This is a genomic window from Pantoea sp. Fr+CA_20 (assembly GCF_024520835.1).
In the GTDB taxonomy this organism is placed as follows: Bacteria; Pseudomonadota; Gammaproteobacteria; order Enterobacterales; family Enterobacteriaceae; genus Pantoea; species Pantoea allii.
On sequence record NZ_JALNPN010000002.1, the window covers coordinates 237,272 to 257,856 of the forward strand.

Sequence of the window (20,585 nt, forward strand, 5' to 3'; positions counted from 1 at the left end):
CACGCAAGCCCAGAATACTGCTGCTTTTTCACTTGATGGGTAGAATGATGTCACCTCTCACTTTATTGTCGCTGCGCGTTCTGAAGCAACGCCCCAGGTTTATACTTCCCGCCATCCCCACCTGGCTGACCAGCCTGCGCGGGAATTTTATGCTCTTTGTGGTGCTGTTCTGTTTATTGCAGTCCATCGGTATTGTTCTGCTTACCGCTCAGGTCAGCCATACCCAAGTCAACCTGACCCAGGCCAGCGCCATGCGTGACCGGCTGGCTTTGCTGGATCGTGCGCGCGTTGAGCTGCTGACAGCCAGCGATAACAGCCATCGCGCCGGCCTTTATCTGATGGAAGATCAGAAAAGCGGTTCCGTTGATAGCTGGAAAAGCCTGGCGGAGACCGCTAAATCGTCTTTGCTGCATGCGGAACAGCTTTTTGCCAACTATCACGCGGCGCCTGGCGGCGAACTTCAGCAGGGATTTGTGTTGCTGACCCAGGGATTAGAAGAGCAGTTGAAAGGTCTGGAGGCGAACAACATCGATGCCTTTTTTATGGTACCGATGCAGGCCTATCAGCAGCAGTTTAATAGCGCATGGTTTAACGAAATCACCCAGACCAATAAGCAACTCACTGCCGTAAACAGCCTGACGCTGCAAACGCTGACTGAAAGCCGCAACCTGTCGCTGATGGTAACCGCGCTGCTGTTTACGCTGCTGCTCACCGGCGGCGTACTGTTGCTGCGAGGTGTGATCATTCCATTACGCCTGGCCAGCCGTCAGTTACAGGATATCGCAACCGGGGACTTAATTAGCTGCCCGGTCCCGCCCCGTTTGCAGTCGCTGGAAACCGCTAAACTGTTCAATGCGGTGGCGGAGATGCGCCAGGGGCTGCGCGCCATTGTGGTAGAAATCAATACCATTGCAGCAAGTGTGGCAGACGGAACGCGTGAAATGCAGCACACCAATGAACAGGTGAGTGAGCAATATACAGCGCAAAACAGCAGCTTTAGCCATATTTCACAGCGTTTACACCGCGTGTCTGAAGAAGTTGAAAACAGTACCCTGTTTTCACAGCAGGCCTCCGAGCAGGCCCATTTCGCCGATGATCTGATGCAGCAGTGCACGCTTCAGGTGGATGAAATGGAGATTCAGATGCGCCACATCGTGGATTCCTCAGGGGAAATTGCCGGTATCGTTGAGATGCTGGATGGTCTGTCGTTGCAAACGCGTTTGCTGGCGCTCAACGCCGCGATTGAATCCGCCCATGCGGGGGTTTATGGACGCAGTTTTGGCGTGGTCGCGAAAGAGATGGGAAATCTGTCCAATAAGAGTGGCGAATCTGCTCAACAAATTAATGGCCTGGTAAATAATACGCAGCTGCACATTTCAGAGGGCTTCAATAAGGTGAAATCGCTGGAAGCGCTGTTTAACCAGATCAGCGCATCAGTCAGCGCCGTCGTGGCGCAGCTGAAAGAGCTACAGGAAAACGCCACGGCACAAAGTCGACGCGTCACCGGCATTGCCGCAGAGGTGGTGGCGCTGGATAAACAACTTCAGACGAATGAAGGGCTAAGCGCCCGACAGGGCCGCACGGTTGATACCTTACAGCAGCAGGCTGCACGCCTGGCCGAAAGCGTCCAGCAGTTCCGTATCACGCTGTAGCCGTAAAGCTTGAGCCGTAAAAAAGCCGCCTGTACTAAAGGCGGCTTTTATTTATTGTCTTAACGGCATTCACGTCGGATTTTTGTTATTTCTTTTTCTTGCTCTGCTTCTTAAGCAGCGTACGGAGCTGCTTAATTTCGCTTGAGTTTAATGCATCCGAGGCTTCTTCCTCTGTGTTCTGGCTGTCAATGACGGGCTGAGAAGGCGCATTCAGGCTCGCCTGAAGCCGTTGCACGATTTCCTGGCTCATTGACACCTGATTTTCGAGCGCCAGCTGTTTGATTTGTTCTTTCAATGCAGGATCAATTTTAATCGTTAAATTAACAGTTTCGGTCATTTCATCACTCCTTTTTGTTATTACTCCCACGCTACCGGATGACTGTATCGATTCCTATACTGTCATAAAAATTTAATATTCAGCGTGTAAGGGACTAAAATCGCGAAGCACCGACTCATCCAGGCCCACTAAATTACCTTGCAGCTCCGCACACAGCTTGGCCATATAGCCTACCAGGAAGTCAGCATTGTGTTCTGCCAGCATGCGCCCCGCTTCGGTTTGCATGGTTTCTGGCAACCGCAGTAACTTGGTCTGGAAGTGATCCAGCGTCCACTTTACATCATTGAGTTCCCGATCTTTACCAAGCGGGTCTGCACTGTTAAATAAGGGGCGATTCATCGTACCTGCCGTGTAAAACACCCGCGCAAGACCGATTGCACCAAGCGATTCCAGCCTGTCGGCATCCTGCACAATTTTCGCCTCCAGGGTTTTTGGCGTAATACCCGCGCTGAAGCTGTGTGCCTGAACGGCATGCATTACCTGCTCGATCAGTTCCTCAGGAAAATCGATAAAGTCCTGCTGTAAAATGCGCTGTGTTTCACTGGCGGCATAGGTGGATGCCTTATGACGCTCAGGATGATTTTTCGGTAAATTCACCACATCGTGGAAATAACACGCGGTCAGGACCACCAGCGGATCGGCCTGGGTGCCGGTCATAATGCGCTGAGCGCTCATCCACACGCGGCGTAAATGTGCGATATCATGCGCGCCATCATCATGAATCCAGTTGTTTTCAAACCAGGTTTCATAGCGAGCCTGCCAAAGAGTGAGTGACATAGTCTCTTTCCTGTCGGGGTTGAAGTGCGTCCTGATTGACGACGATTTAAGCGCTTACGGCCTACCATCATAGCGAATAGCTAATGACATTTTCTTTACACATCGGACGTTAATCACCTTTTGAACCTTTAAATTCTTAAAGAAAATGAGACGCTGATCATTTTTATAGCATTTTGACGTAATTAAAACGGCCATTTGCCGCTTTTTCAGCCTTGACTGATTTAATTGCAGGCAGGTTAATTAGTTTAATAAATGTAATGATTCCTGAAAGGCATTTTATCGAAGAGGCACAAAAAACATGACATAACCCGATCGCACTTATCAATAAAATCGGCGAAAGTGACAGACAGATTAATCTGAAAAGGTTCCTATTTTTGCCGATATAACGTACTGTATTCTCACTATCAGATGTCCCGGAACGCGCATTAACACCCGCGTTGTTGATTTTTTATCCGCTCCCCTTTTTCGGGGCAAAAATCACCAATGCTCAGATGGCTATAAGACAGCAAATTGTTAAGGGTAATGATTTATAGTTTTTATGATATTGCCACCATTTAGATGCCCTTGTTGTTTTAGCAGTAACCGGGTTCTACTAATAAAAAGAGGTAATCCATGAAAGAGCGGCCGATTCTTTTTTCCGAACAGCGGGTTCGTGCCCTGTTAGTTGGCCAACAAACGCAAACCCGGCGCATAATGAAAACGCAGGCTTTTGGTCCGGGGCAGGATCACCATGAAGGGGTTCATGCTTTTGATGTTCAGGCGAACCACCTGCATGGCGATAAAATGATGACAATGAACGACATTCGTTATCACTGTCCTTATGGCATGCCGGGCGACCTACTCTGGGTGCGCGAAACCTGGCGTGGCCCGATTGTGCCAGAAAGTGCGCTGGCGGATTATGAACGCGATCCCGTGCCTTTCCGTTCGCCAGAATTTTGCCAGTACCGGGCGGACAGCAATGAACTGGGGCAGCATACCTTGGGTGGACCGGACGCCGAGCAGTTCGGCTGGCAAACGGCGATACATATGCCGCGCTGGGCCAGCCGTATAAATCTGCTCATCACGGATGTGCGTGCGGAGCAAATCCAGGACATCAGCGAAGATGACATCATGGCGGAAGGCGTTCAAACCGATTCGCACTTTCTGAATAATTTTTTCACCATGAACGTCAATTCAGAAATGCCAAAAGAAGCCTATCGCAAGGCCTGGCAAAAGCAGTACGGCGCAACCAGCTGGCAGGTAAACCCGTGGGTGTGGGTGATCGAGTTTCAGCGCGCCGAACGTGAGTAAACTTAGCCTGCGCTTTGCGGGCTGAATCACAGACAATTTTCTTGCTAACAGGTTGAATATAACGTCTTCATTCCTGAAGCCCGACAATGCCAGCATGAGGTTCTGATGCTGGCATTTTCCTGTCCGGTCTCTCAGGATTCTGCGACAGCTGGATTCAGTGCGGGACTTACGATGTTCAAATGGCCATGGAAAACACATAGCGACACTGCCGTGATCGAATTGCCCTGGCAGGCCGGTCTGGCACAGCCGATTTTTACCCTACTCCGCCCCGATGAACAGCAATGGTTGATTGAACTGGGGCAACGCTTTCTGCAGCAAAAAAAACTGGTTCCGCTTGAAGGCTGTCAGCTTGATGCGCACCGCACCGTCCGTATCGCTCTGCTGTTCTGCCTGCCGGTGCTGAAACTGGGGCTTGACTGGCTGGATGGCTTCCATGAAGTGCTCATCTATCCTGAACCCTTTAATGTGGAAGATCAGTGGCAGGATGAAACGGGTCTTGTCCATCATGCGCCTGCTGTCCATGCCGGGCAGAGCTGGACCCAGGGCCCTGTTATCCTTAACTGGCTCGATATTCAGGATTCCTTCGACCTGTCAGGCTATAACCTGGTCATTCATGAAGTGGCACACAAGCTGGATGCCCGCGGAAGCGGCTACACCAGCGGTGTCCCGTTGATCCCGCTCCGTGACGTCGCCCAGTGGGAAAAAGACTTGCGTGAGGCGATGGCGGACATCGAAAATGAGGTTGATTTAGTCGGTGAACAGGCGGCCAGTATCGATCCTTATGCCGCCAGCGATCCCGCAGAATGTTTCGCAGTGCTCTCCGAGTATTTCTTTACCGCCCCTGCCCTGTTAACGGAACGTTTTCCGGCGATGTATGCACATCTTCAGCAATTTTATCAGCAGGACCCGCTAAGCAGAATGCAGGCCGGGGAAGGCTGATCTGCTTACTTCGCGAACGCTTTGCATTAAAGCTAGCCAGTTGAATGCTAACCGCTTTTTTGCTGTTGACACACCAGAGCGACCTCGCTAATATGCGCCTCGTTCACACGATTCCTCTGTAGTTCAGTCGGTAGAACGGCGGACTGTTAATCCGTATGTCACTGGTTCGAGTCCAGTCAGAGGAGCCACATTCTTGTTTTCATGCGTCTTCACGAATCTTTATACGATTTAGATTCAACAAGTTAGCGTGAAAATCCTTCCCGATGCATTTTCATTTCCCCCTCCGCATCGGGCAAGATGGGTGGTCTTATTGGGTGTCATTTCAGTACGATTATAGCGTGACCACTCTACGTCTCTGAACGGCACGACCATCCGCAGCCTAAACTCATCCGCAAAACCTTTCAAAGTATCCGATTCTCATGGCCTGTCCCTTTTAATCAATCCAGGCAGTTCACTTATCCGGTATCTCAAATATCGGATCAATGTGGCGAATCCCGGCCTGGCTCAGGGGCTATCATCAGCGCCACCACCACGCCCTGATTACAGGCTTCCTGGCTCGCCCCATGCAACGCGTTGGATTAGGCCGCATCAATCGCTAGCGCTTTCCCGCCTTAAAAGATCAGGTTTTGCAGCTGGCCTGCTGCTGCGCGGTGTTATCGGCGTTGACCCGGTTGGTTTGCCACTAATCCCTGCCTGATGCCGTCTTCCGCTGCCGGGTTCCAGACAGTCATTATCTGCTGGCACCAGGTATTTCCGGCAAACGAGCGGCTGAGAGCGATCGTGGTATCCACCGGACTGGTACCCGCAAAGGCTGAAGCAGAGAGAGCCGAAAACAGTGATAACGCGGCGATATAACGGTTTTTAGGACTCATTAGATGAACATTTTTAATGTTATATCGGGTACGCGTTCACGGGTGCAGGCATAGCCCACACCGGTTTTCACCGGTGCGGTATGCCCGTTACTTCAGGGTTTCTGGGTTGATAACGTAAGGTTTCAGGGCGTCTTTCTCCCCTTTCAGATAATTAAGGATGTTGTTGATGCAACGCTCGGTGACCAGCCTTTCAGCCATGCGGTCCATACCGGAAACGTGTGGTGAAAGCAGAACATTGTCGAACTGGCGTAGCGGTGAGCTGGCCGGTAACGGTTCCACTTCGTAGACGTCCAGCCCCACGCCGCCCAAATGGCCGCTTTTCAGGGCCTCAACCAGTGCTTCTTCATTAATCAGCGGGCCGCGAGAGGTATTCACCAGGATCGCGCCGGGTTTCATCATCGCCAGGGTATCGGCGTTGATGGTATGGCGACTTTCCGGGGTGGACGGCGCATGCACCGAGACCAGATCTGCGTTACGCAGCAGGGTTTCCAAATCGACCCGCTCGGCGTTCAGACTGGCCAGCAGTTCGTCGCTGGCCCACGGATCGCACACCAGGATGCGCATCTCCGCTGCATGGCAGCGGCGCGCCATGGCATAGCCGATGCGGCCCAGGCCGATCACGCCCGCGGTACGCCCCCAAAGACCGGGGTGGAAGCCGTCAAAGAACCACTCGCCGCCCTTGACCATTGCATCACGCTGCGGCAGACGACAGGCCAGAGTCAGCGCCATCGCATAGGCGAATTCAGCCACGCTTTCGTGGTTAGCACCAAACGCCATCGCAATCGGCACGCCGGCAGCGGTAGCCGCTGGGACGTTTACCTTGTCGTAGCCAACCCCCCAGCGGGCAACGATTTTCAGATTAGGGGCCTGAGCGAAGACGTTTTCGGTATAGGGTTCGCCCCCGGCAATGGTCGCCACCACGTTCTGCTGAAGTTTGCTAATCAGTTCCTGCTCATTGGGCAACCTGAAGGTTTCATTTACCTCAACGTCATAGCCAGCCTGTCGCAGCGGATCGAAGACAGGATCGCTGTTTTTAAACTGCTCGGTGAATACTACGATTTTTTCAGGTGTTGTTGCGTTCATAATTCTTTCCTTTGATTTCTGATGTTTTTTTCTCTTCCGAAGGCAGTAAAACGAACAGGGCGACGGCAATCACGGCGGCAATTGCCAGCGCGTAAAGGCCAGCAGCCGGTGTCTGGAAGTAGATTTCAGCCCAGGTACGCAGGTTCGGTGCAACGAAGCCCCCTACCGCGCCGCAGCTGTTGATCAGGGCGAAACTTGCCGCCGCCGCCGCACCACCATAGTAGCGGGTAGGCCAGGTCCAGAAGATGGGCTGGGCGGTCATAATCCCCATCGTGACGAAGCTGAGTGCGACAATGGCTAACAGCGGGGAAGCATGGGCGGAGACGATCAGACCAAACGCAATGCAGCACAGCGAAATGGCCCCAAACAGGCGGGCACGGCCCAGACGGGCGGCCAGCCCCGGCCAGGTGGCTCCGGCAACCAATGCGCATAACCAAGGAATCGCGGTCACCAGGCCGACCATCAGACCAATCTTTACGCCCAGCAGCGCGGCAACCTGGGTAGGCAGATAAAATGCGACGCCCAATCCGGTAATTTGGATCAGGAAGTAGATGGCGGCAAAGTGCAGCAGTACCGGGCTTTTAATCGCGTCGATGAAGCGGGTATGTCCGGCGCGAGCCTTGTCGGCTTTCTCTTCGTCGAGCGCGGCAGTCAGCACCTGTTTCTCTTCCGCAGTCAGCCAACTCACCTCCTTCGGTGAATTACGCAGGAAGAACCACAGAACCACGCCCAACACACTCGCTGCCAGGCCTTCTACCGCAAACATAATCTGCCAGCCTTCCCAGCCGCCAAAGCCGTGCAGATCCAGCAACAGACCGGAAATCGGACCGCCAATAATCAGCGCAATCGGAGAACCAAAATAGAAGATCCCCATGATGTGGGCCCTAAAACGCGAAGGGAACCACTGGGCGATAAAATAGATCGCCGTAGGGAAGAATCCGGCTTCAACAATACCCAGCAGCACGCGCAGAAAATAAAAGGTCTGCTCGTTCCAGGCAAAGGATACTGCCGCGGAAACCAGTCCCCAGGTGACCATAATCCTTACCAGCCAGGCGCGGGGGCCAACGCGGTGCATCAGCAGGTTGCTGGGTAATTCAAACAGCGCGTAGGAGAGGAAGAAGATCCCGGCACCAAAGGCAAAGGCCGCATCGGAAATACCGGTAGACGCCTGATAGGCCGATTTGGCAAAGCTGACGTTCACCCGGTCAAGGTATGACATCAGATACATCACTATCAGGCAGGGAATAATCCGCCATTTTGCTTTATTTACCGCACGGACTAATACGCTATCGTTTATGGCTTGCTTACGCATTGAATGCACCTTCATTTTGGGCGCCAGAGAGAGGCATAGCCTCTGGTGCTGGTACAGGGTGGATAAATCAGCTGATTTTATTGTTATAGAATTCTGTTCCGCTGCGGATCTGGTCGAGAATCACTCCCAGCCCCCAAAATTTTTCCAGCACATTTTCTTTGTTTACCCGGCAGGCTTCGCTTTCGAAGGTGCCCAGGCGCTGATGGTAGATTTTGGCATTCTTCGGATAGCCCAGCGTTTCCGACACGGCAGCAAGAGACAGGAATGTCGCCAGCTCATTGGCCAGAACCGGATCTTTCGCGTGGTGGTGATAAAGCCAGACGTACAGCTCTGGATGGAAATTGGTAAATACCCCGCTGAAACCTTTTGAACCGGCCTGCATGGCGGGCCAGGCAATAGCGGCGTTGGCGTTAATGATATTCAGCCGCGTACCTTCGGCCAGCGCCACGCGGCGTTTTACCGTGTCCAGATCGCAGCTTACGTCCTTCAGCACCGTGAAACGTCCGCTGCGGGCGCACCATGAGAACTCATCATCCGTCAGAAGGCGGCGATAAGGTGCCGGGCACTCGTAGAGCCCCAGCGGCAGGCTCTCCGGAAGCGCGTCCAGCAGGGTTTGCAGAGTGGCGTAGAACACCTCGCTGCCCTGGTTCTTCGGATCGAGATGGTTGGTTACCAGCACTAACGCATCGGCACCGGTAGAGGCCATCGCCAGCAGCTCTTTGCGCTGATCGTCGATATCATCACTGATATGCCCGGAAACAATCACCGGCACGCGGCCTGCGGTTTTCTCCACAACGAAGCGGCCCAGCTTTACGCGCTCTTCCAGCGTTAAAAATTGCATTTCGCTGGACTGACATACTGCGAACAACGCATCAACGCCCTTCTGCAGGTACCACTCAATCAGGCGCTCCAGACCAGGCCAGTCGATTTCGTTCTGCGCGTTAAATGGGGTCAACATGACGGGTACAACACCGTTAATCTCTTTCATTTTTTTTCCTTATAGCCACAGTGTGGTCAGAAAACAATTAAACTTTGCTTTTCAGTCTGTTAAGCGCCTGCTGGCGCTCTGGCATATTTGATGCGCCTTCGCGCTCAACGGCCAGCGAGGCAAAGGCAGAGGCAAAGGTTGCCGCCTGCATCAGCGGCTGACCGTCGGCAATTGAAGCAGCCAGCGCGCCGTTAAAGGCATCTCCTGCACCTGTGGTATCAATACTCACGGCGGGGAAAGCGGGAATGTGCTGGAACTGCTGATTCTCATACAGCAGCGCGCCGCGGGACCCCATCGTGATAATGATGCAACGAGCCCCCAGTTCGGCGATGGCAGTAGCAGCACGACGGGCGCTCTCCAGATTGGTGACCTCAATTCCGGAAAGCAGCGACGCTTCCGTTTCATTAGGCGTAATAACATCCATATATTCCAGCGCTGGAATAATATCGGAGGAATAAGGTGCAGGGTTCATAATGACTTTTACGCCCAGCGCTTTTGCCAGCTTCATGGCATTTAGTGTGGCGAAAAAATTATTTTCCAGTTGTAGCAACAGAACGCTGGCATCTTCCAGCTCTTCTTTCAGTTCCGCGATTACTTTTTCACTGATTGTTTTATTTGCACCGGAATAGATAGCGATCATGTTTTCGCCATTCTCCTGTGAAACATAAATAATTGCACTGCCCGTTGGTTCTTCTTCTGACTGATAAAGTTTAAAAGAATAAATTTCAGAGGAAGAGAGATGCTCCATAGCAAACTGGCTGAACTGATCTTTCCCTACTTTAGAAACAAAATGCACTTTCGCCCCGGCACGGCTGGCTGCCTGCGCCTGGTTCGCGCCCTTCCCGCCCGGCCCAAGCGAGCTACCCAGCGCCATCAGCGACTCTCCGCCTTTCGGAAATCGAGCCACTTTCGCCACGATATCGACGTTAAAAGAGCCGAGAATACAGACTTTATTTTTCATATTATCCACTGAACCTTTCTCATATTTCCTCTGCTTGATATTTTTCAATAAAACTTCAAAATCATTATCAGTTTCGGAAATTAATTTTGATTGCAGGCTTTTACGAATAATAATAGCGCCACCATGACAGCGTTGAATATATCCCTGCTGTGCCAGCATTCGCAGATCACTGCGTATGGTTTCTTTCGTTACGCTAAAATACTGAGCCAGATGCTTTACCGTTGCACTATTATGTTTATCCAGAAAATTAAGGACATTGATCCTCCTCTCGTCCATAAACATATTCACCCCCCGTTGCTGACTGAAGCATAGGGTAGGCGCATTGGCTAAAAAGTGATGAACATCCTGGAACAATCAAAAAAACAAAAACAAACAAAAACCAAACAATAAAGAAACAATGTAACCCTCGGTTAGTTATAGCGTTAATCCTGATTCGCGGCGCGGCATGTGAGAACGCGCTAAGGGAAGTCAGTCCCGATTGTGTGGTCTGACAAGGCTCTTTCCGTTCGGAGTTACGCGTTGTTCTGGCAGGCGGGTGCAGAGAGATGACGGGTTTATCAGAACAGACTGTCGCGTGATCCCACGCTTTTTATCTGCTCAATAAACAGCACGCGGAATAGGTTGGCGTGGTCAGAATAACATCGCCTGACCACGTTACGGAAAGAACGGCGACATCGGGCATCACCGTGAATCATGCCATAGCCGCCAGCTGACCGGCATCTGGACATCTTGCCTGATGTTTACTTCGCGCCGTCAACCAGTTGTCGCAACATCTCAATATGAACGGGTTTATCATTGAGCGCCGGTATGTAAGTAAACGACGTTCCCCCCGCATGCATGAAGATTTCCCTGTTCTGCTCATCCAGTTCTTCCAGCGTTTCTAAACAGTCTGCTGCAAAACCCGGGCTGATTACATGCAGGCTTTTGATGCCTTCATTCGGCAGATTTTTAATCGTCTCATCGGTAAAAGGCGTTAACCACGGCTCTCGGCCGAATCGGGACTGGAACGTCATAATGATCTTCAGCGATGGCATATTGAGGGCGTCAGTGAGTAACTGGGTCGTTAACTCACAGCGTTGCTGGTATTTATCACCCTCACTGGAAAACCTGACCGGTATTCCGTGATACGAAACCAACAATGCATCCGGCACACCGTTCGCCTCAAAAGACTCAAGCACCGAGGTTTTTAATCCCTCAATGTAGGCCGGATGATCGGCATAGTCATTGACGAAATTGATGGCTGGTGTGTAGCGGTTCTTCATTTTTTGCAGGTGACGGCTCACGCTATCCCAGACAGATGAAACCGTTGAAGATGAAAACTGCGGGTACATAGGGATAACAATGATTTTCTCGACGCCTTTTGCAAGAAGTCGGTCAATTGCCCCCCCGATACTCGGTTCACCATAACTCATCCCCAGCTCGACGGGCATCCCCGTCGCCTCTTGAAGCAGGCGGGCCTGACGGACGCTGTAAACCATCAAGGGCGAGCCCTCATCCATCCAGATAGAGGCGTACAGTTTCGCCACTCGCTTTGCACGCAATGGGATAATCACACCATGCAGGATCGGGCACCAAATGATTCTGGGTAAATCAACCACCCTGTAGTCGTGCAAAAATTTCGATAAAAATGTTTTAACCGCAGCAGGCGTGGGTTCTTTTGGTGTTCCAAGGTTAACAATTAAAACACCCTGTTTATTCGTCATTAGCTGGGACCTCTGAAAACCCATGGAAAAAAAGTGCCTGAATAATGTAACACACTCAAGGACATCATCACCTCCGTCTGCACCGCTTGCGCGCATTGACGCAAAACGGAGGTTTATATATTTACGCATCCCGGTTGATGGGCAACGGTCGTTCAACCCTGAGTTGACTGACTACGCGCTTTGTTGTCGTCGCGTTGACCGGCGTTCAGCACAGGCCGCCAAAAAACGTCTCCGCCAGCACCTGGCGTAGGCTGTCCGGTCTTAAAAAAGGCCAGTCTGCCAGTGACTCGTTGAGGCGCCAGTGTGACGTTAAAACCGTCATGCGCAGCGACAGACCCTTTGCTGATTGTTGACCGGGTTTTACTTACTCAGTCAAAACATCAGGTTGTATCTTATCATCGCCCTGTCGACAAAAGACCAATAGCTCTGATAAGTCACCTTTCATTTCACGCCTGCTCGCTTTTTGTCCCCCTGCCTGACGAAAAGACAGCCGATCAATCATCACATTCATACCGGGTTTGATATCACATCTTGTCAACATTTCGATTTATCAAAGTGAATATTGAGCGTGCTAATATTTAGGAATCTATGTTAACCGTGCTCTGGCAGGCGCATCTCCAGCCACATCTGGCGACCGCTTCACGCCATTCAGCGGAATTCACCTGCCGGAGCCTGGATAAAGTAAAACCAGATCGCAGTCATGAATCAGGCTGGTACCACCACTTTCGCCATCAGGCGTTTTCGGGACGGAAATAATTATGCGTACAGGGGTTTCTTCAGGCGAAGCATCGTTGCTGCAACACCGGTCATTTGTGGCGTTCTGGCTGGCCCGAACCTGTTCTTCATTTGGTTTTCAGATGTTTTCCGTGGCCGTCAGTTGGCAAATCTATGCGATTACCCACAGCGCCATGGCGTTAGGCATGATTGGCCTGATGCAGTTTCTGCCTTCGGTACTTTTGGCTTTGCCTGCAGGTCATTTGGCCGATCAATTTGACCGTCGTCGTATCGTCGTCATTGGGCAACTGATTGAGTGGGCCGCGCTGCTCGGCCTGGTGGCACTAACGTTACTGCACTGGGCAGATCAAATTGAAATTTGGGGGTTAGTCTTCCTGATCTCCCTTGCTAAAGCGCTGGAATGGCCTGCCATTACCTCTATGCTGCCTGCGTTGGTCCCGCCGCCGATTCTGGCGCGCGCGATGGCGGCCAGTTCCGTCGGCAGTCAGGCCGCGGTGATTGTCGGACCGACACTGGGCGGACTGCTTTATGTGGCGGGGCCCGAAGTCGTTTACGGGGTTTCCGCCCTCTTCTATTTGTTGTCGCTGATCTTAATAAGCCGCTTACGTTACGAACGCCCTCCTCAGGTGCGCGTGCCGATGAATCTGTCAAACATGTTTATGGGCGTGCGCTTTATCCGCGAACGTAAAGATGTGCTCGGCGTGATATCACTCGACCTGTTCGCTGTGCTACTGGGCGGCGCAACGGCACTGCTCCCTATCTTCGCCCAGGATATTCTGCACACCGGGCCATGGGGCCTTGGTCTGTTGCGCGTTGCGCCGTCGGTAGGTGCGCTGTTGGTCGGCGTCTGGCTGAGTCGCCACAAACTGGAAAAGCATGTCGGCATGATTATGTTCGGCTCCGTTGCCGGCTTTGGCCTGGCAACGCTGCTGTTTGCCCTTTCGACTCAACTGTGGCTCTCACTGCTGGCGCTGGCGGCGCTGGGCGGTTTTGATATGGTAAGCATGGTGATTCGCGGCGCGCTGGTTCAACTGGATACACCCGATACGATGCGCGGTCGCGTCAATGCGGTTAACGCCATCTTTATCAATACCTCAAACCAGTTGGGTGAGTTTGAGTCGGGGCTGTTAGCGGCATGGATGGGCGCGGTGCCTGCCGCCGTCATTGGCGGCGTCGGGACGCTGGTGGTGGTCGGGCTATGGATGACGCTGTTTCCGAATCTGCGGAAAAGGCAGAAGCTTGAGAATGAAACGGTGGAGTGATTGGGGCAATCTCCAGGTTGAACTGATACGAAGGTTCCGCTTCGATTTTCACCTCGTCGTGCGCAGCACTATTTAAACGATAGGCTATATTGCAACTAGAGCACTTTTAAGTCATCAAAGTTAGTCAATTCTATTGGCTCAGGAAAAGATAAATAAGCATTGAATGCCTCTGTGATGTGTTGCTCGATTTAGTCATATTGCTAAGTTTGGTAGATGAGGATATAAGAGCCTATCATTTAAAAAAGTGAAGGGATTACTGAAGTGGGCACTAAATCATAGCATTTTACAGCCATAAGATTAAATACCACCTCTTATTTTACATATCAATAAAACCATTAACTTTCGGAATTAATGTTTAGAAATCTCTTTCAAAGAAAAATACTAACCCTTCCAAAAAGATAAGCATCACGGAAGTGTGATGCTTATAAAAAGAAAATCAATCTAACCTTACCATTTAGGCATCTTCAATTATATCCAATGCCAATTGAGCAGCTTCTATAATATCATCGTTATTTGATTTCAATGATAACTCAAGGCCTTTTTTAAGTGAGTCATCAGGAAATGCAGCAGCTAATTGCGTTACCCAGTATCTAACACTCTCACTTGTTGAAGAGTCCTCAAGGATATTTCGTATTTGTGGAATAACATCTTCAGATTCAAACTGATAAAAGAAATCTTCAACAACTTGATATACGCCCAACCCATCTCCATTCCCATACGAATTAAGAAAAAGAGGTATAGCCTGTTTTTCAGGATGAGCAATAAAGTATTTTCTAACTTCATCATACTTATCTATCAATTCTTGAGTCAAATCTTCATCATCGGGCATAGGCTGATGAGCTATTAAAAAAGATAGTGCTTCATTTTTATTCATATTCATTCTCCCGTCATTTTCCAAAGCTCTCGATTTTGTCTTATCAGTTCAGACAACTGACGATTAATTACACTTCTTTTATAACCCGCATCTTTCAGTATTGTTCTCAAATCTTTAACGTCTCGTTCAAGATACTGTTCTTTCGTCAACCCTTTAACTAAAGGTCTTCTATAAGTCCATGTTTTTTCGTGCAAATCTTTACGTATGTTTATTGTTATTCCACGACCATGTGTGGTCGGGCTTACAGCATTCTGAATAGCGTGATGGGGGGTGTGAGTTGGATTAAGTCCACTCAATAAATTAGCTCTACGGACCTGGCTATAGGTACCAACAAATAAATCCTCTCCTGCTTTAGCGAGTTTACAACGAGCCAAACCTAAAGGATCTGCAGCAGTGAAAGGGTCTGGTACATAACTGTAGGTATTCGTGCCCCCCGCTAGCCCTATCGGGTCCTGACTAATATACCCTGCAATCTCCGGATCATAGTACCGATAGCGGTTATAGTGCAAACCCGTCTCGGCATCAAAATACTGCCCCTGAAAACGCAGTGGGTTTTCAATCCTGTCAGCAAATACCTGGCCTTTTTCACCCCAGGCACCGGTTTTTTCTGCCCAGACAATCTCGCCACTCACCGACGTCAACCTGACAGGTGCGCCATTGGGATCGCAGTGATAGTGCCAGCTTTGCCTGCTGTCGCCCTGCTGCGTCAGCAAAGCCAACGGACGAAACGTGCCGGGATAATACACATACTCCCGCATCGTACCGAACAGCGCCGCCTGAGCTTTTTGTCGCTTAAGGCGACTGCCGGTATCGAAGATACTCAGCGCCGCTAAGGATGCGTGTGTGCGGGTGACCGTCTCGCCCGCCAGCGCATCATCCTGCCAGTAGAACCAGCGGGTTTCGCTGTCGGTTTGTTTGAACACCCGGCGGCCAAGCCCGTCGTAGCCATAGCGTACCTGGCTGCTGCCTTTACGTACCGCGATCAGTTGTCGATTTTCATCCCAGAGAAAATCTTCTTTTTCGTCCTGTTCGCTCGTCGTCTCTGTCATTCGACGGCGCTGGCGCAGCTCGCCCGCGCGGTCAAAGACATAACGTACGCCCTGATGCACGCCTTCACGAAACCAGCCTTCCGCGCTGTCGTTGACCTCACGGGTTTGCGTTTGCAACGGGTTACCCGTTGCATCCTGCACAAACTTTCGCAGTGCGCCGTCCGGGGCGATATGGGCCGTCAGCCTGCCAACAGGATCGTAACGGTAGCGATCACTGCCCCACTGGCTGTCCTCGCGCGCGGTGATATTCCCGCTTTTGTCATAGACAACGCCGCTGGCGAACAGCGGTAAATCGTTTTGCAGCACCTGTTGTGAGGTGAGCCGTCCCTGATGGTCGTAACGCAGGGTGCGCGTAAGCGCCTCAGACAGCTTTTCATGGATACAGCGCCCCGCGGCATCGTAGTCAAACGTGATCGGCGTATCGCCATTCAGTTGCACCGTGCGTATACGTGCGTACGCATCGTACCCGTAAACCACCCGGTGGCCGCTGTCGCTTTCACGCACGCTCAGACGTCCCTGTGAGTCGTACTGATAGCGCAACTGAAAGCCGTCCTGATCGTCTGTCAGTAACCGTCCCGCGTCATCGTAGCGCCAGCTGAGTCGTCGCCAGGGGTTCTGGCAGAGCACCAGCCGCCCGCAGGGATCGTAATGAAAGGTCGCCTGCAAGGTATCACCGCTGCGCCGTTCACTCAGTCGTCCGGCCTTATCGTAGCCATAGTGCACTTCACGTCCAAGCGGATCGCGACGTGCGATCAGGCGGCTGCCCTTATCCCAGCGGTACTGCGTTTTCTGTCCCCAATAATCCTGCTCTGCGATCACGCGTCCGAGCCCATCGCGTTCCATCTGCCAGCGTTGACCAGATTGATTGATCACGGCCAGCAAGCGGTCCTCAGGATCGTATTCATAACCCAGTCGTGCGCCATCAGAGGTTTCACAGGCGGTAAGCATGCCGGTACCGTTATAGTGGAAACGCGTGGTCTGTCCCACTTCATCGGTAAAGGCGACCGGTTCATCTTCACGGTCATAGTCTATCCGGACATCGCCGCCCGTCGGGTCGACCGTAGCGATGAGGCGATCTTTGGCATCCCAGTAAAAGCGGGTCACGCTGTGACCGGCATCGGTCCGTTCGAGGAGATTGCCGCGCACGTTGTGCCTGAAATGCGTGGTGCCCGCTCCCGCCACGCTGACCGCCAGCAGGAAGCCAAAGCGGTCATAGCGATAATCGGTTTGCAGTGAGCCTGGCTCATTGGCCTGGGTAAGTTGCCCCAGACGATCGAACTGATACGTTGCCGTTATGCCACCCGGATCGACACTGGCAATCAGATTGCCGCTACTGTCGTAGTCGGCGTGCCAGACCGCGCCTTTCTGGTCGGTCATCGTCAGCGGCAGGCCGTCATCGTTGTAAACGGCCTGCACCATACTGCCATCGGGTAAATGCTCGGCCACCATGCGCCCCTGCGCATCGTAATCCCACCGGTGAACGCTGCCGTCTGGTTCAATCACTTCCACCGTTCGGCCAACGTCGTCGTAACGAAACACCGTATTGCCGCCACAGGGATCGATTTCAGCGATCGGCAGGCCATTATCATCAAAGGTGATACGTGAGAGATGGCCTAGTGAATCGGTTACCTCAACCTCATTGAGCAGCGGTTCGTAAGCAAAGTGATAATCCCAAACGCCGCCGTCGCCCCAGGCATGAATAACGCGCCAGTCTTCATTGTACTGGTAGTGAAACCCCTGACCGTTCCGATCAAAGTGGCTGACAAGATAATGGTGTTGATAGTCAAAACGTCGGGGATGCGACAGCGCATCAATTTCGGCACTCAGTTGGCCATTCGCGTGGTATTCATAGCGCGTGAGTGGTGTGATTTCACCGTTCAGCGCATTGTGCAGGCGCAGCGTACTCAGGCGGCCTTTATCGTGGGTGACAAGAATTTCTCGTCCGGTCAGCCCTTCAATACTGAATTCGCGGAGCAGCGTCAGTGCTCCCTTGTGCCAGTCGAAGGCCCAGCCATTGCCGTGACGGTCGGATAACTGCTGTATCGGCAGCTCTCCATCGGCACCGGTGAAATGCCACAGACTGCCCCCTTCCTGTTCGACGCACCAGGTCATCCTGCCCTGGGCGCTGTCCCGCCACAGGCGGCTGCCATCCGGCAAGCCCATTACCGCATGTTCACGCCCGTCCGCCTGCGGCAGCGTGGCAAACAGTGTCATCCCATCTGGCTGGGTAAAAAACGCGACACCTTCTTTAGTCAGGATTTCAAGCCGCGTGTCGGCAGGCGTCAACCAGCCATAACCGCAAAGCCCTGCCGTATCAACATCGGCCGAGGAATAGGTCCGGTTCCAGGCCAGCGGCAAGCGGCCTGACAACACAAAATCCTGCTGTTCGAGGCTGACGCTGCCATCGCGGATATCAACGGGTTCGGCACGCAGTACACGGCATTTGAGAAAACCGGGTTCCATGTTGCGAAACAATTTGCGCCTGTGCTGGGCAAAGCGCTTCATGAAATTTTGCCACTTCACCGACTTCCTGAACGTCTTGAGCCCTTTACCCAGACCGCTTAATCCGGCGCGCATCAATAACGCCATCAGGTTGATGGTCGGCGGGCCCCCCACGATCACGTTGTTAGGAATGGCAAGATTAAAGGTCAGCGGCAATGTCAGGGAAAGCGGCTTTGGCTTGGTGGCGCGTTTGAGGCGGAACGGCGGGATCATGCCGATGATGTTACAGCTCAGCACCGGCATACCGATGCGTGAAAAGGGTTCGCCGTCGACTGAGACGGTTTTACTGCCCATGAACAGCTCGTCTTCAATCTGCGGACCGCCCGGCATACGCAGTGGCGGCACCCAGGCGCCGCCAACCGGAATATGTACCGACATTCCGCCCGTTCCGGCGCTGGCGCGTTTGATGCTGTTGACATGTACCGTGGTGCCAATCAATGGCAGATAGTCGAACACATCAAACACGATGCCAATATGTGGCGTCGGTAACGGCCAGGGATAGGTATGAATATCCAGCCCTAGCTGCGGATCAAAGTGCGCGCCGGAATGCATGGGTTATGCCTCAGAAGATGGCACGCAGCAGCGCGCGTAAAAAGGTTCGGACCTCGGTCGCCAGACCGCTGTCGGAAAGGCTCAGGAACAGCAGTGCGAGTACCGTTACGACGACGATAAGAATGATGCGATTTTTCATACTGCGTTGCTCCCTGCATTTTCAGGTGATGATGGATTTGCACTTCCCCACGCTGGCAGGCTTTGCCATTCGCCTGGAGGTGCATCAAAAGGATGGGCGATATCCGGCAGGCCGTTCCACTGGGGATGCAACTGCTCCCGTGCCAGTTGGATAACGCGACGAAAACTGTCGTCACCGTTACGAATAAGCGTTTCTCTTTCCTCGCGGATCAACAGGAAGGTGGCCTCAAGCTGCAGTTGCAGACGGCTTTCTGTTTTCCTCACCGATTCGGTGTTGGGTGGGCAAAGTAAGCCCGCCTCTGCCTGCTGGATCAGCCGCTGTTTATCATTCTGCCAGCGCGTGGCACAGGCTTCGATGGCCTCAGTACGGCGCTTATCGTGCATGCGCAACAAATCCTGGAAAACCAGCGGCAGTGTGGTTTCACCGCGCTCCGCCAGCGGGATGCCGCCTGCCGCCTGCACGGCTTTGCCGTACGCTTCCATCGCGGCGGCATGATGACCTGACAGCCACAGACAAAACCCCGACATGCGCCAGCCTTCAAGGGAAAAAACCGGATGCGGAATCGCCTGGGCTTCCAGCGCGGCCTGGCGATAGGCTTTTGCGGCCTGCAAATAGGCTTTGTTGGCGAACCATGCTCCGGCTTCACCAAAGGTACTTTGGGTACGAAGCTGGCCTTTTACAGCGGGATCGTCGATGGCGCTGGAGACGTTTTGTGCCTCACGGTAATGTCCGACCGCTTTGCTGTGGTCTTTGCTTTTAAGCCAGCCGCCTGCAATCAGGTTGTGCAACATCGCCTGCTGATCGTGCCAGCCGCGCCGCTGCGCGACGGCCAGAGCCAGGTTGCCCCGGGCGGCCACCTGGTCGGCGCTGCCTTTCTCCAGTAGCAACATGGCATCCGCCAGGTAACGACGCAGCAGTAAACGATCGGAATCGGTATCACTTTGCTGCTGGGCGGTCTGATGCATCACCTTCATGCCGTCGACATCATCGACAATCAGTTGTACGTGTTCAGGATGGGCCTCGTACAGCGGCTGCCACAGGGGCTGCTCGGTCGTATCGATCAGCAGCAAACGCGGTGCGGGCTCGGCGTCCTGCCGCCAGCTTTCGAGCCAGCGCATCAGGGCGCGCTCGTCGCTCACAGCGGCGGGTTTTAGCACCAGCATCAGATAACGTAAATCGTCGGGAAAATGACGGGCGAAGTCCTGCAACAACAGCCGTAACTGCGCCGCGGAATAGCAGGGTTGTAGCGCATCGCTGTTCCAGTCGGCCACATCGGGCGTGGCTTCGTAGTGCTCAATAAACTCCCGTGCCAGCGCCTCGCTGTAGCCATAGCCTGTTTCAAAGGCGGTCGTCAGGCTCAGAAACAGGTCAGGGACTGAACGTCCTTCGGGATGCTGTTGCAGGGCAAGAAAGGCGTCAAGAAGCGACTCGCCTGAAGCCGGTACGCGCCAGATAAACAAACGCGCGTCGCGGTTCTCACTGGCGGTGAGCCAGCTCAGCTCCAGCTCACTCATCACGCGTTCGGTTGGGTTCTTTGCAGCACTCATGTCACATCCCT

16 protein-coding genes, 1 tRNA gene and 1 pseudogene are annotated in these 20,585 nt (G+C 52.7%); 6 read left to right on the plus strand and 12 right to left on the minus strand.

Annotated features, from left to right (window positions below; all coding sequences use genetic code 11):
• The first annotated feature begins 35 nt into the window (after positions 1 to 35).
• Complete coding sequence (locus NR177_RS03565) at positions 36 to 1,652, plus strand: methyl-accepting chemotaxis protein (protein WP_256852304.1); 1,617 nt, start codon at positions 36 to 38, stop codon at positions 1,650 to 1,652.
• A gap of 85 nt (positions 1,653 to 1,737) precedes the next feature.
• On the opposite strand, the gene NR177_RS03570 is transcribed toward NR177_RS03565, so the two are convergent.
• Both NR177_RS03570 and NR177_RS03575 read right to left on the minus strand, forming a co-directional pair.
• Positions 1,738 to 1,989, minus strand: a complete 252-nt coding sequence (locus NR177_RS03570; protein WP_241567586.1) for an Arc family DNA-binding protein — start codon at positions 1,987 to 1,989, stop codon at positions 1,738 to 1,740.
• A 72-nt stretch (positions 1,990 to 2,061) separates the two neighbouring features.
• Positions 2,062 to 2,766: a phosphohydrolase gene (locus NR177_RS03575; RefSeq protein WP_241567587.1), complete on the minus strand. Its 705-nt coding sequence runs from the start codon at positions 2,764 to 2,766 to the stop codon at positions 2,062 to 2,064.
• A 612-nt stretch (positions 2,767 to 3,378) separates the two neighbouring features.
• On the opposite strand from NR177_RS03575, the gene NR177_RS03580 reads away from it, so the two are divergent.
• The 4 genes and pseudogenes from NR177_RS03580 to NR177_RS03595 form a co-directional block, all read left to right on the plus strand.
• Entirely contained in the window at positions 3,379 to 4,056 is a 678-nt protein-coding gene (locus NR177_RS03580; protein ID WP_063880001.1) for a hypothetical protein, read from the plus strand.
• 171 nt (positions 4,057 to 4,227) lie between these two features.
• Positions 4,228 to 4,995: a DgsA anti-repressor MtfA gene (mtfA, locus tag NR177_RS03585; RefSeq protein ID WP_172823902.1), complete on the plus strand. Its 768-nt coding sequence runs from the start codon at positions 4,228 to 4,230 to the stop codon at positions 4,993 to 4,995.
• A gap of 112 nt (positions 4,996 to 5,107) precedes the next feature.
• A tRNA-Asn gene (locus NR177_RS03590) sits at positions 5,108 to 5,183 on the plus strand.
• A gap of 167 nt (positions 5,184 to 5,350) precedes the next feature.
• Positions 5,351 to 5,506: pseudogene (locus NR177_RS03595) on the plus strand (integrase); the annotation flags it as partial.
• Between the two features lie 142 nt (positions 5,507 to 5,648).
• On the opposite strand, the gene NR177_RS03600 reads toward NR177_RS03595, so the two are convergent.
• The 6 genes from NR177_RS03600 to hemH form a co-directional block, all read right to left on the minus strand.
• On the minus strand, positions 5,649 to 5,867 hold the full coding sequence (locus NR177_RS03600) for a hypothetical protein (RefSeq protein ID WP_256852305.1): 219 nt from the start codon (positions 5,865 to 5,867) through the stop codon (positions 5,649 to 5,651).
• Positions 5,868 to 5,954: 87 nt separating this feature from the next.
• Entirely contained in the window at positions 5,955 to 6,950 is a 996-nt protein-coding gene (locus NR177_RS03605; protein WP_256852306.1) for a phosphoglycerate dehydrogenase, read from the minus strand.
• A complete protein-coding gene (locus NR177_RS03610) occupies positions 6,931 to 8,262 on the minus strand; it encodes an MFS transporter (protein ID WP_063880005.1) in 1,332 nt (443 codons plus the stop codon). Before NR177_RS03610 ends, NR177_RS03605 begins: the two co-directional genes overlap by 20 nt.
• 67 nt (positions 8,263 to 8,329) lie before the next feature.
• Positions 8,330 to 9,250: a dihydrodipicolinate synthase family protein gene (locus NR177_RS03615; RefSeq protein ID WP_096010436.1), complete on the minus strand. Its 921-nt coding sequence runs from the start codon at positions 9,248 to 9,250 to the stop codon at positions 8,330 to 8,332.
• Between the two features lie 37 nt (positions 9,251 to 9,287).
• A complete protein-coding gene (rbsK, locus tag NR177_RS03620) occupies positions 9,288 to 10,493 on the minus strand; it encodes a ribokinase (RefSeq protein WP_256852307.1) in 1,206 nt (401 codons plus the stop codon).
• Positions 10,494 to 10,951: 458 nt separating this feature from the next.
• Positions 10,952 to 11,914, minus strand: coding sequence for a ferrochelatase (gene hemH, locus NR177_RS03625; RefSeq protein ID WP_063880008.1), 963 nt, complete (start codon positions 11,912 to 11,914; stop codon positions 10,952 to 10,954).
• 758 nt (positions 11,915 to 12,672) lie between these two features.
• Between hemH and NR177_RS03630 the strand changes: the two genes are divergently transcribed.
• Positions 12,673 to 13,911 carry an MFS transporter gene (locus tag NR177_RS03630; RefSeq protein ID WP_256852308.1) on the plus strand — a complete coding sequence of 413 codons (1,239 nt, stop codon included), beginning with the start codon at positions 12,673 to 12,675 and terminating at the stop codon, positions 13,909 to 13,911.
• Positions 13,912 to 14,365: 454 nt separating this feature from the next.
• On the opposite strand, the gene NR177_RS03635 is transcribed toward NR177_RS03630, so the two are convergent.
• The 4 genes from NR177_RS03635 to NR177_RS03650 are packed head-to-tail and all read right to left on the minus strand — an operon-like array spanning position 14,366 to position 20,574.
• Complete coding sequence (locus tag NR177_RS03635; RefSeq protein ID WP_241567593.1) at positions 14,366 to 14,785, minus strand: hypothetical protein; 420 nt, start codon at positions 14,783 to 14,785, stop codon at positions 14,366 to 14,368.
• Positions 14,786 to 14,787: 2 nt separating this feature from the next.
• Positions 14,788 to 18,888 carry an RHS repeat-associated core domain-containing protein gene (locus NR177_RS03640; protein ID WP_256852309.1) on the minus strand — a complete coding sequence of 1,367 codons (4,101 nt, stop codon included), beginning with the start codon at positions 18,886 to 18,888 and terminating at the stop codon, positions 14,788 to 14,790.
• Between the two features lie 10 nt (positions 18,889 to 18,898).
• Positions 18,899 to 19,027 carry a hypothetical protein gene (locus NR177_RS03645; RefSeq protein ID WP_096010432.1) on the minus strand — a complete coding sequence of 43 codons (129 nt, stop codon included), beginning with the start codon at positions 19,025 to 19,027 and terminating at the stop codon, positions 18,899 to 18,901.
• Positions 19,024 to 20,574, minus strand: a complete 1,551-nt coding sequence (locus tag NR177_RS03650) for a hypothetical protein (protein WP_145393845.1) — start codon at positions 20,572 to 20,574, stop codon at positions 19,024 to 19,026. Before NR177_RS03650 ends, NR177_RS03645 begins: the two co-directional genes overlap by 4 nt.
• Positions 20,575 to 20,585 lie beyond the last annotated feature (11 nt).

Excerpts from the sequence above, each read along its gene's own strand:
- NR177_RS03565 (WP_256852304.1), top strand. The coding sequence starts at position 36 with ATGGGTAGAATGATGTCACCTCTCACTTTATTGTCGCTGCGCGTTCTG.
- NR177_RS03570 (WP_241567586.1), bottom strand. The coding sequence starts at position 1,989 with ATGACCGAAACTGTTAATTTAACGATTAAAATTGATCCTGCATTGAAA.
- NR177_RS03575 (WP_241567587.1), bottom strand. The coding sequence starts at position 2,766 with ATGTCACTCACTCTTTGGCAGGCTCGCTATGAAACCTGGTTTGAAAAC.
- NR177_RS03580 (WP_063880001.1), top strand. The coding sequence starts at position 3,379 with ATGAAAGAGCGGCCGATTCTTTTTTCCGAACAGCGGGTTCGTGCCCTG.
- mtfA (WP_172823902.1), top strand. The coding sequence starts at position 4,228 with ATGTTCAAATGGCCATGGAAAACACATAGCGACACTGCCGTGATCGAA.
- NR177_RS03600 (WP_256852305.1), bottom strand. The coding sequence starts at position 5,867 with ATGAGTCCTAAAAACCGTTATATCGCCGCGTTATCACTGTTTTCGGCT.
- NR177_RS03605 (WP_256852306.1), bottom strand. The coding sequence starts at position 6,950 with ATGAACGCAACAACACCTGAAAAAATCGTAGTATTCACCGAGCAGTTT.
- NR177_RS03610 (WP_063880005.1), bottom strand. The coding sequence starts at position 8,262 with ATGCGTAAGCAAGCCATAAACGATAGCGTATTAGTCCGTGCGGTAAAT.
- NR177_RS03615 (WP_096010436.1), bottom strand. The coding sequence starts at position 9,250 with ATGAAAGAGATTAACGGTGTTGTACCCGTCATGTTGACCCCATTTAAC.
- rbsK (WP_256852307.1), bottom strand. The coding sequence starts at position 10,493 with ATGTTTATGGACGAGAGGAGGATCAATGTCCTTAATTTTCTGGATAAA.
- hemH (WP_063880008.1), bottom strand. The coding sequence starts at position 11,914 with ATGACGAATAAACAGGGTGTTTTAATTGTTAACCTTGGAACACCAAAA.
- NR177_RS03630 (WP_256852308.1), top strand. The coding sequence starts at position 12,673 with ATGCGTACAGGGGTTTCTTCAGGCGAAGCATCGTTGCTGCAACACCGG.
- NR177_RS03635 (WP_241567593.1), bottom strand. The coding sequence starts at position 14,785 with ATGAATAAAAATGAAGCACTATCTTTTTTAATAGCTCATCAGCCTATG.
- NR177_RS03640 (WP_256852309.1), bottom strand. The coding sequence starts at position 18,888 with ATGCATTCCGGCGCGCACTTTGATCCGCAGCTAGGGCTGGATATTCAT.
- NR177_RS03645 (WP_096010432.1), bottom strand. The coding sequence starts at position 19,027 with ATGAAAAATCGCATCATTCTTATCGTCGTCGTAACGGTACTCGCACTG.
- NR177_RS03650 (WP_145393845.1), bottom strand. The coding sequence starts at position 20,574 with ATGAGTGCTGCAAAGAACCCAACCGAACGCGTGATGAGTGAGCTGGAG.